Below are 12,944 nucleotides of genomic sequence, written 5' to 3' on the forward strand. Positions count from 1 at the left end.
ATTTGCTTAGAACCTCTCTCCGCCCCCGCTCTCATCCCCGATATTTATGCAGATAGATGAGGGTAAGCCTCCCGTAATATGGCATTGTTTATACCGGTTACATTTAACAGGTGAATGTGTCGCGGCGTTAATGTCTGCACCAGATAGCCTTAACAGCAATCGTTTTGGTTAAAGCAGGAGAGTTTTATGCTTAGTGGTTGGCATCTACCGGTCCCGCCGTTTGTCCGTCAGCGGGGCGACGCATTGCACATGACATTTTGGTTAGATGGAGAGTGGTTGCAGGGTGATAAGTTGCCCGCGCAGGTTTTCTTGCGCTGCGAACCAGATAATGAGGAGTGGCTGCTCACTATGGAGGGGGAGCAACGTGATGGTTTCTGGTGTTACCGCGCGACCTTGCCACTGCATGAAGGTCAGCCCACACGGCGCTACTGTTTTAAGTTGCTGTGGGATGACGACCAGCTCTGGTTCGGCCCATTAGGGTTTTCAATTGTTCCTCCGGCGCAGTTGGCCCAATTTGCCATTGATGTGCCGGACAGCGGCCCGGATTGGGTTGCTGACCAAGTTTTCTATCAAATATTCCCTGATCGTTTTGCCAGCAGCCAAGGTGAGCATGGTGTGCAGGATGGCTGTTATATCCACCATGCTGCGGGCCATCCGGTCTCCCGCCGTGAGTGGCAGCAGCCGCTGGATGATGTGAATGCCGCCTCGACATTCTATGGCGGCGATCTGGCGGGTATCACGCAAAAACTCCCCTATTTGCAACAGTTGGGTGTGACTGCGCTGTACCTGAATCCCATTTTCACCGCGCCGAGTGTGCATAAATACGATACGCAAGATTATTATCAGGTCGATCCCTATCTCGGTGGTGAGGGCGCTTTTCTGCAACTACGTGCGGCCACCCGTGATGTGGGCATGAAATTGGTGCTCGATGGGGTGTTTAACCACACGGGTGATTCTCATCACTGGTTTGACCGCCATCAGCAAGGCGCGAACGGCGCTTGTCATCATCCAGATTCACCTTATCGTGGCTGGTTTAACTTCCTCCCCGATGGGCGGGCGCTGGACTGGAAAGGCAATGCCAGTTTGCCAAAACTTAACTTCGCGAATGACGACGTGGTGAATCAAATTTATCGCGGTGATAATAGCGTAGTGCGTTATTGGTTACGGCCGCCCTATAGCATTGATGGCTGGCGGTTGGATGTCGTGCACATGCTGGGGGAACAGGGCGGAGCCAGAGGGAATTTGCGGCATCTGGCCGGTATCTATCAGGCGGCGAAAGAGGAGAATTCACAAGCCTATATGCTGGGTGAACACTTTGGTGACGCGCGCAGTTGGTTACAGGCTGGCGTGGAAGATTCAGCGATGAATTACATGGGTTTTGCCCTGCCAGTGCGCGGCTTTTTGGCGGGTATTGATGTGGCTTATCATCCGATAAAACTCAAGGCCGAAGATTGCGCCTATTGGATGGATGAGTATCGTGCGGGGCTGTCGCATGATCATCAGCTTCGCTTATTTAACCAGTTGGACAGCCATGACACGGCGCGCTTTATCACGCTGCTCAAGGGTGATAAAGCCCGTATGCAAATGGCACTGGTGTGGCTGTTTAGCTGGATTGGTGTGCCTTGCCTATTTTATGGTGATGAAATTGGTCTGGACGGCGGCAATGATCCCTTCTGCCGCAAACCCTTTCCGTGGGATGAGACTCAGTGGGATGGCGAGCTACTGAAACTCTGCCAGCGAATGGCGGCTTTACGCCACAAAAGTATGGCACTGCGCCGTGGCGGCTGTCAGGTGATTCATGCTGATAATGATTCTCTGGTATTCATCCGCAGCTACCAACGCGAGCGGGTGATGGTCGCAATACAGCGTAATCACGATATGAATATCTTATTGTCCGCATCACCTTTGCTCAATGTGGCTGAGTGGCGGTGTCTGGAGGGATTTTCCAAACTGGATGTCATTGCGGCTGGGGTTAATCTTCAATTGCAGGGTGAGAGTGTCACACTATGGCGCAGCCAGTCCTAGTTAAGCACTATAGCGAGCACTAACTTAGCAGTTAGTGCGCAGTAGCAGAAATTAAGGCGGCTAAATGCCGCTTTTTCTTTGGGTGAGATAGTATGTATATAGCGGGTCTACACAGTGGGTAGGCACACTCACCAAAGGGAAAATGATATGAGCACGACTAAAAGACAGGCATTGATTATCGGCGCATCTCGGGGCTTGGGGCTGGGGTTGGTTGATGAACTAAGTCGCCGTGGCTGGTCAGTCACGGCGACGACGCGCGGTGCGGCGAAAGATACCGGTGCACATGCGGCTCATTGGTTAACATTAGATATTAATCAGCCAGAAAGCATCAAGCAGTTCCTGCCGCAGGTACAGGGCCAGAAGTTTGACCTGATATTTGTGAATGCGGGTATTTCGGGGCCAGAGCATCAATCAGCGCTGGATGCGAAACCCGAAGAGATCCTTGAACTGTTCCAAACCAATGCGATTTCACCTATCCGCATTGCTCAGCATCTGTTGGCGCAACGCAATCCTACTCACAGTGTGCTGGCCTTTATGTCCTCTCAATTGGGGAGTTTGGGGCACAATGCTTCTGGGCATAAGCCGTTGTATTCCGCCAGTAAAGCTGCGCTGAATATGATGACTCGCAATCTGGTCGCTGAGGTGGCAGACCCGACACTGACCGTGCTATCCATCCATCCGGGCTGGGTAAAAACAGACATGGGCGGAGATGCCGCACCACTGACGGTCGCGACCAGTGTGAAAGGGGTTGTTGACCAAATTGAACGCGCTTCAGGCAAGGGTGGTCACGGTTTTATCGACTATCAGGGGCATACATTGCCGTGGTGATTTATACCCATCATACTTCAAGCTGCATGTGCGTTGGCTGCTCTTGTTATTCGGCCCATCCATGGGCCTCACCTTGTTGAGGCCGCTGCAAACAGCGTTCAAATCGGTTCCCGACCGATTTGTCACCCGAATCACTTACCTGAGTAAGCTCATCGGGATTCACTCAATTGCCGCCTTCCCGCAACTCGAATTATTTTGGGTATAATTTGGGTATAAATAGACCGATAAATTTCCCCCATCGATCCATTGATGGGGGAGTCATTAATGGCTATCAGTAGCCGATGGCAGCACCCGCTGGGCGACGAACATCATTGGCTCCGTACAGATAACCTTCGCGCACTTTGCCTGAGACGGCAGAGTCATTTCCCGAGTTGGCCGGGCTGACACCGTCAACGCCAGCCAAACCGACCAGAATCAGCTCAGTCGCGCCCCACGGATTCTGCTCAACCATCTTATATCCCATCGTTTTCAGCAGGTTAAGACTATCTGCGGAGACACCACGCTGCTCGTAATAAACTTCGTCGGGCAACCATTGGTGATGAATACGCGGGGCATCCACCGCCTCTTGAGGGGCCATGCCGTGATCAATCACATTCAATGCGGTTTGTAGAGTAATCGTGATGATTCGTGAACCGCCCGGTGAACCTAACACCATAAATGTCTTACCGTCTTTGGTCACTAGTGTCGGGCTCATGGACGATAGTGGGCGCTTACCGGGGGCGATAGCATTCGTCGCTCCCTGAACCAATCCATACATATTTTGCTCACCGACTTTGACAGTGAAATCATCCATTTCATCATTGAGGAAGAAACCCGTGCCAGGGGCTATCACCACCGCACCAAAGCGACCATTCACTGTGTAGGTGGTCGAGACGGCATTGCCTTCATGATCGACGATGGAGTAGTGAGTTGTTTCCGGTTTTTCATGTGGCTGCATACCCGGTTGCACTTCTACCGATGGCGTTGCTCTGTTGGCGACGATCTGCTTGCGAATATCTGCGGCATAACTTTTACTCAGTAGGCGGTCAATCGGGTTTTTAACAAACTCCGGATCACCGAGGAAGGTATTACGGTCCATATAGGCATGGCGCATCGCTTCAGTTAGCGTGTGAATGTAAGCGGCAGAGTTAAAGCCCATACTTTTCAGGTCATAGCCTTCAAGCACATTCAAGGTTTCACATAATGTCACTCCACCTGAGCTAGGCGGAGGGGAGGAGACAAATTTATAACCACGATAGCTACAGGTAATGGGCGCGGTTTCAGTGATTTTATAATTGGCGAAATCAGCTGCCGTTAGAATGCCGCCGCCTTTTTTCGCTGCGTTTTCCACGGCCTGCGGTATTTTGCCCTGATAAAATGCATCCGGCCCCTTCTCAGAGATCGCGGTCAATGTATCAGCTAAATCAGCTTGAATTAGCCGATCTCCCGGTTGCAAGGCTTCGCCATCTTTACGCAGGAAAATACGAGCAGATTCAGGGTCCTGACGGAAGCGTTTAACCGTGGTATCCAGAATATCAGTATCGGCGCGGGTCAATGTAAAGCCTTCGCGGGCCAGCTTGATAGCGGGTGCCATGACTTGCTGGCGGGTCAATTTACCGTATTTCTTTTGTGCGCTGTCCATCCCTAAAACCGTGCCGGGAACACCCGCAGCCAGATAGCCATACAAACTGGCATCTTTGGTCACTTTACCCTCTTTATCCAAATACATATCAGCACTGGCAGCGGCAGGTGCGGTTTCACGGAAATTGATGAATGTATCGGTTCCATCAGCAAGGTGAATGGTCATAAAACCACCGCCCCCAATATTGCCGCAGCATGGATTCACCACCGCTTGTGCATATCCCACGGCGACAGCAGCATCAATGGCGTTTCCCCCCATTTTCAAAATATCGGTCCCTACCTGTGAAGCCAGATATTGGGAAGTCACAACCATGCCATTCTTTGCCTCTACTGCGGGTGTTGAAGCTGCATGCAGCGTACCACTCACCAGTAAAGCCAATATAGCCAAGGGGTTATTCCATGTTTTCAAAAGCATTCTGACTCCTGTTATATCCTGCCCGCCAGGGATTACCCGGTCATTTTTGTCTGGCAACTTAAAATCGCTGCTTATGTAATGTGCAAAACACACACCAGTAATAATTAATAGCAGAATTAATGTTTATTACAGCTAATTAATTGGTGATGGAGGGAGGATTGATGACCTACAGTCAGATTGATAGGTTGTTTTTGTTCGGAGGAGATTAAATTAAGTGAAAACAACTGATTGAAAATAAAGGGATATAACTAAGACGGTTCAACTGGGAATGAGAATTATTATATAGACTCTGCGGCGGGTGCTTGAAGCTGTCTGCTTTAAGTGCTTGCATCAGGCTGAGAGTAGGCAGAGAAAAGCCCCGTATCAATGTTAATCAATACGAGGCCCTCTGTAATGCACGACAACATTACGGTAGCCTTTTACCCGCCGAAAGGCAAGGAGGCTGAAGATGCCCAAAAATACGCTTGTTTTATGTCTGTTAATTGTTTGTATAACAGTGCTGGCATTGACATTAATTACACGTAAATCACTGTGTGAGCTACGTGCGAAAAATGGGAACAAGGAGGTTGCGGCCATTTTAGCTTACGAATCTGAACGGTAAGGCGACCGGGCGGGGAGCAATCCCCGCCTTTCGTTGTCAGGTCACAGCTTTCAAGCACCCATTGAGTTTTTGCGTAGTCAATTCAGGTGATTTGGACATGAAAAAGCCAGTCAGTATGAACTGACTGGCTTGATATCCCTGAGTAAAATCAGGGGTAGCGTAAACTGTGATTACAGTTTAGAGGCGTTTTCAGACAGGTATTTAGCAACGCCATCTGGAGATGCGCCCATACCTGCTTTGCCTTTTTCCCACTGTGCAGGGCAAACGTCACCGTGCTCTTCGTGGAATTGCAGTGCGTCAACCATACGCAGCATTTCGTCGATGTTACGGCCCAGCGGCAGATCGTTAACCACTTGGTGACGAACAACGCCGTTTTTGTCGATCAGGAAAGAGCCGCGCAGCGCAACACCTGCATCTGGGTGCTCAATACCGTAGGCTTTCTGAATTTCACGTTTGATATCAGCAACCATTGGGTACTTAACTTCACCAATACCGCCGTTATCAACCGGGGTTTTACGCCATGCGTTGTGAACAAACTCGGAGTCGAAAGAGACACCAACAACTTCAACGCCACGTTTCTGGAATTCTTCGTAACGGTGGTCGAAAGCGATCAACTCTGAAGGACAAACAAAAGTGAAGTCCATTGGCCAGAAGAACAGGACGGCAGGGCGGCCGTTCAGGTGTTTTTTCAGGTTGAAGTTTTCAACGATTTCGCCGCTACCAAGAACAGCAGCTGCTGTAAAATCAGGGGCTTGACGAGTTACCAGAACCATAAATTACTCCTGTTAATAGGGATGGATTAACCAGTTGTCTTAAAAGTATCGGCACAGCATAGGTATTTAAGCGTTATGAATAAAGGGATAAATACCAATCGCTGTGATAGCTTTTACCTATCGTTACGACGTTTTTAGTTTCGTAGTCTTGTTAAGATACCCATTTTGGTAGAAAGCGCAAGTGACTTAGCACCATATAACCATACCAAAAAAGATGTTTTTAGCTAAATCTGCTGACGTTTCGCCTGCAACATCATTGTGGGATAAAATGCCCAAAACAGCTGTTCTAACGGCTGATAGTGCTGTTCTATGTCGTGAAAAGAACCAGCAAGCGCGGCCAGTTTAGGCCGTCGATTAGCCATACCTTGTAACACATCAGCGATAAAAGGGAGTTCAGCATAGCGCTCCAGCCAACGCTCGGGCCACAAATAGGCGTTGAGGTTCTGAAAACGTTCGGGCGTCTGCTGCAAATGCGGCAAAATCTGGTTTTGCGCATATTGGGTAAAATCGGGCAGCGTAGAGTCGGGCACCAGTTTATCCCAATTGCGGGCAAGAAAATGGTCCCACAGCACATCTAGAGTAATAGGGGCAACCCGACGATAATCGGCACTGAAATAGGTACGCGCCTCTTTGACCAACGGCAAGGTATCCGTCATCACATCAACACGGCGATGCATCATGATGCCCGCGACAATTTCAGGTGTGTACTCACCCTGCGGATTACCTCGGACAAAATCTGCCAGCAGATTACCGAGTAAAGAGCTGTCAGCCAGCGTGGCGAGGTGAAGATGAGCGAGAAAGTTCATGTATCGAGTATAATTCAAATCGCTATCAACTATCCTTATTTCTTGCAGCCAGTCCCTGAGGGTTCTAGACTAGCGGCCTATTTTTGTGTACCCGCCCCCGCATCTCTGTGGGAGCGGGTCTGTGCTGATATGAAGTGGAAAGCCATGCGTGTTGCCGATTTTTCTTTCGAACTGCCGGAATCTCTGATTGCCCATTACCCCCAAGCCCAGCGCAGTGGTTGCCGCTTATTGTCACTGGATGGCCCGACTGGAGCCTTAACGCACGGTATTTTCACTGATTTGCTGGATAAGCTCGAGCCCGGTGACCTGCTGGTATTCAACAATACTCGGGTGATTCCAGCTCGCCTGTTTGGCCGTAAAGCCAGTGGCGGTAAGCTTGAAGTGCTGGTGGAACGTGTTTTGGATGACCACCGCGTTCTGGCCCATGTTAAAGCATCAAAATCACCTAAGCCCGGTACGGAGCTGTTATTAGGCGATGATGAGAGCATCCGGGCCACCATGCTGGCAAGGCATGAAACCCTTTTTGAGCTGCGGTTTGATGATGAGCGGGATGTTTTCACTATTCTGAATGCAGTCGGCCATATGCCTCTACCTCCTTATATTGATCGCCCTGATGAAGACGCTGATCGCGAACTGTATCAAACAGTATACAGTGAGCGCTTGGGGGCGGTGGCTGCGCCAACTGCGGGGCTGCATTTTGACGAGCCAATGCTGGCGGCATTGCGGGAAAAAGGTATTGAGATGGCCTTCGTGACCTTGCATGTCGGTGCAGGGACATTCCAGCCCGTGCGGGTAGACACCATCGAAGAGCATGTCATGCATTCCGAATATGCAGAAGTGCCTCAAGAGGTCGTTGACGCAGTTTTAGCCTGTAAAGCTCGTGGCAAGCGCGTGGTTGCTGTGGGTACAACCTCAGTACGTTCATTGGAGAGTGCGGCTAATGCCACGGAGAAGGGGCTGATTGCCCCCTTCTTTGGTGATACCTGTATATTTATTTATCCGGGCTATGAATACCAAGTAGTGGATGCATTGGTCACCAACTTCCATTTACCTGAGTCAACATTGATAATGCTGGTTTCTGCTTTCGCAGGTTATAAAAACACCATGAATGCATACCAGCAGGCTGTGGCAGAACAATATCGATTTTTCAGTTATGGCGATGCGATGTTCATCACTCGTAATCCACAGGCAGGTATAGAGTTGCCCCCCCTGAATGGGGCGGATAATCAGTAGATCACGTTTCCTTTATGCCTGTCTTTTTCTTGGGATGATATTCCAAAAAACAGCGTATGTGATTAACCCCTGAAACACCCGGAGCCAGAAAGTATCCGTCTCCGGGATAAATTCGGACTAATGGCCCCTGGCCGCCTCTTCAATCAATGCGATGATTTCATTGGGATGGGAGACCAGAGACGCATGGCTGGAGTCCAGACGAATGGTTTTCTTCGGTTTCATCCGTTCGGTAAACCAATGCTGAGTTTCTGGCGGTATCATATTGTCCTGGTTGGAAATCTGGTACCAACTGGGTTTGGTTTTCCACGCCGGTTCTGCCGAGGTATCTTCAAAGCAGTGGCCAGAGGTCGGTTTTTGCGCGATAGCCATCACGATGGATTCGGTTTTTTCTACGTCTTGGCAGAAACTTTCGTGGAATTTGTCCCGCTTAATCCAAAGAAAACCGTCCTGATCTGGAACCAGATTGGCAGCACCGAGAGGGGGATCGCGCAGTTGGAAAATACTGCCAAGACTTTCGCCCTTGTCTGGCGCAAAGGCGGCAACAAAGACCAATCCAACAACATGGGGCAGGTCGCCAAGTTGAGATATCACCATACCCCCATAGGAGTGGCCGACCAAAATGGTGGAACCTTCCAATGAAGCGGCCAGCTTTTTCGTGCGCTCCACGTCATCTGCAAGTGATGTTAACGGATTCTGTACCGCATAGACGGGATAACCCTTGTTATGCAGCGTAGGAATAACATGACGCCAGTGAGAGCCATCGCCCCATGCGCCGTGCACCAATAGGATATTTGGTTTTTTTGTCATTTTATGCCCCGTATCATCAGTAAAGATCATAAAATAGAGTAGTAGGTAGACTGCTATCTGCTATATCACCCATTCCTAAAAGTATAGTTCAGGCATAACTTTCTTGAAGATATCAGTCTATATCCCCAGCGGATAATGTGGCTTGTTGATGATGGAAAAGCGCTGTCGATAAAGTGGCGTGCTAATTTGGTTACCTGAATGATAAATGCCACTTAGGTTGGCTGGCTTGTGTCGCGGGTTCATCAGTTGCTATCATGCGCTCCTTTTTATCAGACATCAGACTGTATCTCTGATGCTGGAGGTTATGTGAAGTACGAATTACAAAAAACTGACGGGCGCGCACGCCGTGGTCGCCTAATATTTGAGCGCGGCGTCGTTGAGACCCCGGCATTTATGCCTGTTGGCACCTACGGCACCGTAAAAGGGATGACGCCGGAAGAGGTCAAAGAGACCGGTGCGCAGATCTTGTTGGGTAATACTTTCCATCTCTGGTTGCGTCCGGGTCAGGAAATCATGAAGTTGCATGGCGATTTGCATGATTTCATGAATTGGCATGGTCCGATTCTGACCGACTCAGGCGGTTTTCAGGTGTTCAGCCTTGGTGCGATGCGCAAAATCAAAGAAGAAGGGGTGACGTTCCAAAACCCGATCAACGGCGATAAAGTGTTCCTCAGCCCAGAAAAATCGATGGAAATACAGAACGATCTTGGCTCCGATATCGTGATGATTTTCGATGAATGTACTCCCTATCCAGCAGACTGGGATTATGCCAAGCGCTCAATGGAAATGTCCTTGCGTTGGGCTGCTCGTAGTCGCCAACGCTTTGATGAACTGAACAATAAAAATGCATTGTTCGGTATTATTCAGGGTGGTGTTTACGAAGATTTACGTGATGTGTCCGTAAAAGGGCTGGTAGATATTGGTTTTGATGGTTACGCTGTGGGCGGTTTGGCGGTAGGCGAGCCAAAAGAAGATATGCACCGCATTTTAGAGCATGTTTGCCCACAGATCCCTGCGGATAAACCACGTTACCTGATGGGTGTGGGGAAACCAGAGGATCTGGTTGAGGGGGTGCGGCGCGGTATCGACATGTTTGACTGTGTGATGCCAACCCGAAATGCGCGTAACGGCCATCTGTTCGTGACTGACGGCGTGGTAAAAATCCGTAACGCCAAGCATAAGAGTGATACTGCTACGCTAGATGAACACTGTGATTGCTACACTTGTCGCAATTATAGCCGCGCCTACTTGCATCATCTTGACCGTTGCAACGAAATACTGGGTGCGCGCCTGAACACGATTCATAACCTACGTTACTACCAGCGCTTAATGGCGGGTTTACGTCAGGCTATTGAAGAGGGTAAATTAGAGAGCTTCGTCGAAGATTTCTATGGTCGGATAGGGAAACCTGTTCCACCATTAAACGTTTGATTTTAAAATTACCATTTTGCATACCCAGAATATTTCAAGATGCAGGTAGGCGGCAAACGCGAGTAGCTAAAACATCGGCGATTTGAAAGATGACGGGTATTTTATAGATTGAACAGTTACGATTTACCGTTACTGATTTTATCGCACTGATTTCACACTATTGATATTGATAACAATGAGGGAATTTTAATGAGTCTTTTCATTTCCGATGCTGTCGCATCCGCTGGGGCTCCGGCTCAGAGCAGCCCGTACTCCCTAGTGATTATGCTGGTGGTATTTGGTCTGATTTTTTACTTCATGATCCTGCGTCCACAGCAAAAACGTGCCAAAGAACACAAAAAACTGATGGACTCTATTGGTAAGGGTGATGAAGTGTTAACCACGGGTGGTTTACTTGGTCGTGTTACTAAAGTTGCGGAAACGGGCTATATCGTAATCGCACTGAACGACACCACTGAAGTGATGATCAAACGTGACTTCGTTGCTGCCGTTTTACCGAAAGGTACTATGAAGGCTCTGTAATTTTCGATTTTCCCGAAGGGAATTGCCGTGTTAAACCGTTATCCTTTGTGGAAGTATCTGATGCTGATCGTCGTGATCTTCATCGGTCTGCTATATGCACTTCCCAACCTTTATGGTGAGGATCCGGCTGTTCAAATCACTGGTGCGCGAGGAATCGCCGCCAGTGAAACAACGCTGGTCCAAGTCCGTGATGTTTTAGAAAAAGACAACATAGCGAGCAAGTCCATTGCACTGGAAAATGGTGCAATCCTGGCTCGCTTTAGAGATCCCGACGTCCAGCTACGTGCCCGTGAGGCGCTGATGGAGGCGATGGGGGACAAATACGTTATCGCACTAAATCTGGCACCAGCAACACCTTCCTGGCTTGCCAAGTTGGGTGCTGAGCCGATGAAGCTGGGTCTTGACCTGCGTGGTGGTGTGCACTTCTTGATGGAAGTGGACATGGATACCGCACTTGGCAAACTGCAAGAGCAAACGATGGATACCCTGCGCACTGATCTGCGTGAGAAAAATATCCCGTATGCGACTGTACGTAAACTCGATAATTACGGTGTTGAAGTCCGTTTTCGCGACGATAAAACCCGTGATGACGCGATTAGCTATCTCTCTTCTCGCCACCGAGATCTGGTGATCGGCTCCAATGGCAGCAATACCTTAAAAGCTGTGATGACTGATGACCGTCTGCGGGAAGCACGCGAATATGCCGTTCAGCAAAACATTACGATCCTGCGTAACCGGGTTAACCAACTAGGTGTAGCCGAACCATTGGTTCAGCGCCAAGGGTCAGATCGTATTGTAGTTGAGTTACCGGGTATCCAAGATACTGCACGTGCCAAAGAAATTCTTGGTGCGACAGCCACGTTGGAATTCCGTCTGGTAAACAGCAATGTTGACGCTTCTGTTGCCGCCACTGGCCGTGTGCCGGGTGACTCAGAAGTCAAAAATACCCGTGAAGGTCGCCCGGTTGTCTTGTACAAGCGCGTTATTCTTACCGGTGACCATATTACCGACTCCACCTCTAGCACCGACGAATATAACCAAGCTCAGGTTAATATCTCGCTCGACAGTGCTGGTGGTTCTTTGATGTCTAATTTTACCAAAGACAATATCGGCAAGCCGATGGCGACTTTGTTCGTAGAATATAAAGACAGCGGTAAAAAAGATGCTAATGGCCGGGCGATTTTGGTTAAGCAGGAAGAAGTCATCAACGTGGCGACCATTCAGTCGCGTTTAGGTAACAGCTTCCGTATTACTGGCATTGATAACCCAGCTGAAGCTCGTCAGCTCTCCCTGTTACTGCGTGCGGGTGCGTTGATTGCTCCAATCCAAATTGTGGAAGAGCGGACTATCGGGCCAACTTTGGGTTCACAAAACATTACCCAAGGTCTGGAAGCCTGTCTGTGGGGCTTGGCTGTCTCAATCCTGTTTATGGTGATTTACTACCGTAAGTTTGGTGTGATTGCCAGTACTGCACTATTGGCTAACCTAGTGTTGATCGTGGGCGTGATGTCCCTACTACCGGGGGCGACACTAACTATGCCGGGTATTGCCGGGATCGTATTGACGCTGGCGGTAGCAGTAGATGCTAACGTACTGATTAACGAGCGAATAAAAGAAGAGTACAGAAACGGGCGGACGATCCAGCAAGCGATTCATGAAGGGTACAAAGGTGCCTTCTCAAGTATCGTCGATGCGAACGTAACGACGCTTATCACAGCGATTATTCTTTACGCTGTGGGTACTGGTTCGATTAAAGGCTTTGCTATTACAACTGCCATTGGTGTTGTAACGTCAATGTTCACCGCGATAGTCGGTACTCGTGCCATCGTCAACCTGCTTTACGGCGGCAAGCGCATTAACAAGCTGTCTATTTGAGGAGTACG

The 12,944-nt window shown here is 49.4% G+C and carries 11 protein-coding genes; 7 read left to right on the plus strand and 4 right to left on the minus strand.

What is annotated here, in order from left to right:
* Positions 1–186: 186 nt before the first annotated feature.
* Positions 187–2,025, plus strand: a complete 1,839-nt coding sequence (gene malZ / locus HRD69_RS10445) for a maltodextrin glucosidase (protein WP_032812983.1) — start codon at positions 187–189, stop codon at positions 2,023–2,025.
* Between the two features lie 147 nt (positions 2,026–2,172).
* Entirely contained in the window at positions 2,173–2,853 is a 681-nt protein-coding gene (locus HRD69_RS10450) for an SDR family oxidoreductase (RefSeq protein WP_004873482.1), read from the plus strand.
* A 271-nt stretch (positions 2,854–3,124) separates the two neighbouring features.
* On the opposite strand, the gene ggt is transcribed toward HRD69_RS10450, so the two are convergent.
* Positions 3,125–4,888 (minus strand): gamma-glutamyltransferase, encoded by a 1,764-nt coding sequence (gene ggt / locus HRD69_RS10455; protein ID WP_004873481.1) that lies wholly within the window; start codon positions 4,886–4,888, stop codon positions 3,125–3,127.
* A 442-nt stretch (positions 4,889–5,330) separates the two neighbouring features.
* Between ggt and HRD69_RS10460 the strand changes: the two genes are divergently transcribed.
* Complete coding sequence (locus HRD69_RS10460) at positions 5,331–5,489, plus strand: type I toxin-antitoxin system Hok family toxin (RefSeq protein ID WP_032812982.1); 159 nt, start codon at positions 5,331–5,333, stop codon at positions 5,487–5,489.
* A gap of 170 nt (positions 5,490–5,659) precedes the next feature.
* On the opposite strand, the gene HRD69_RS10465 is transcribed toward HRD69_RS10460, so the two are convergent.
* Together HRD69_RS10465 and HRD69_RS10470 are read right to left on the minus strand one after the other, a co-directional pair.
* Positions 5,660–6,262: a peroxiredoxin C gene (locus tag HRD69_RS10465; protein WP_004873480.1), complete on the minus strand. Its 603-nt coding sequence runs from the start codon at positions 6,260–6,262 to the stop codon at positions 5,660–5,662.
* A gap of 224 nt (positions 6,263–6,486) precedes the next feature.
* Positions 6,487–7,068 (minus strand): acyl carrier protein phosphodiesterase, encoded by a 582-nt coding sequence (locus HRD69_RS10470; RefSeq protein WP_004873479.1) that lies wholly within the window; start codon positions 7,066–7,068, stop codon positions 6,487–6,489.
* 144 nt (positions 7,069–7,212) lie between these two features.
* Between HRD69_RS10470 and queA the strand changes: the two genes are divergently transcribed.
* Positions 7,213–8,301 (plus strand): tRNA preQ1(34) S-adenosylmethionine ribosyltransferase-isomerase QueA, encoded by a 1,089-nt coding sequence (gene queA, locus HRD69_RS10475; protein ID WP_032812981.1) that lies wholly within the window; start codon positions 7,213–7,215, stop codon positions 8,299–8,301.
* 117 nt (positions 8,302–8,418) lie between these two features.
* Here the strand turns inward: queA and HRD69_RS10480 are convergent, their stop codons facing one another.
* Positions 8,419–9,108, minus strand: coding sequence for an alpha/beta hydrolase (locus HRD69_RS10480; protein ID WP_032812980.1), 690 nt, complete (start codon positions 9,106–9,108; stop codon positions 8,419–8,421).
* 306 nt (positions 9,109–9,414) lie between these two features.
* Between HRD69_RS10480 and tgt the strand changes: the two genes are divergently transcribed.
* The 3 genes from tgt (at position 9,415) to secD (ending at position 12,936) form a co-directional block, all read left to right on the plus strand.
* A complete protein-coding gene (gene tgt, locus HRD69_RS10485; RefSeq protein ID WP_004873475.1) occupies positions 9,415–10,539 on the plus strand; it encodes a tRNA guanosine(34) transglycosylase Tgt in 1,125 nt (374 codons plus the stop codon).
* Between the two features lie 189 nt (positions 10,540–10,728).
* The gene (gene yajC, locus HRD69_RS10490; RefSeq protein WP_005166605.1) at positions 10,729–11,061 is read left to right on the plus strand and encodes a preprotein translocase subunit YajC; all 333 of its coding nucleotides are present in this window, start codon (positions 10,729–10,731) and stop codon (positions 11,059–11,061) included.
* 27 nt (positions 11,062–11,088) lie between these two features.
* A complete protein-coding gene (gene secD / locus HRD69_RS10495) occupies positions 11,089–12,936 on the plus strand; it encodes a protein translocase subunit SecD (protein WP_071984803.1) in 1,848 nt (615 codons plus the stop codon).
* The last annotated feature ends 8 nt before the right edge of the window (positions 12,937–12,944 follow it).

This window comes from Yersinia mollaretii ATCC 43969 (assembly GCF_013282725.1).
Lineage (GTDB): Bacteria > Pseudomonadota > Gammaproteobacteria > Enterobacterales > Enterobacteriaceae > Yersinia > Yersinia mollaretii.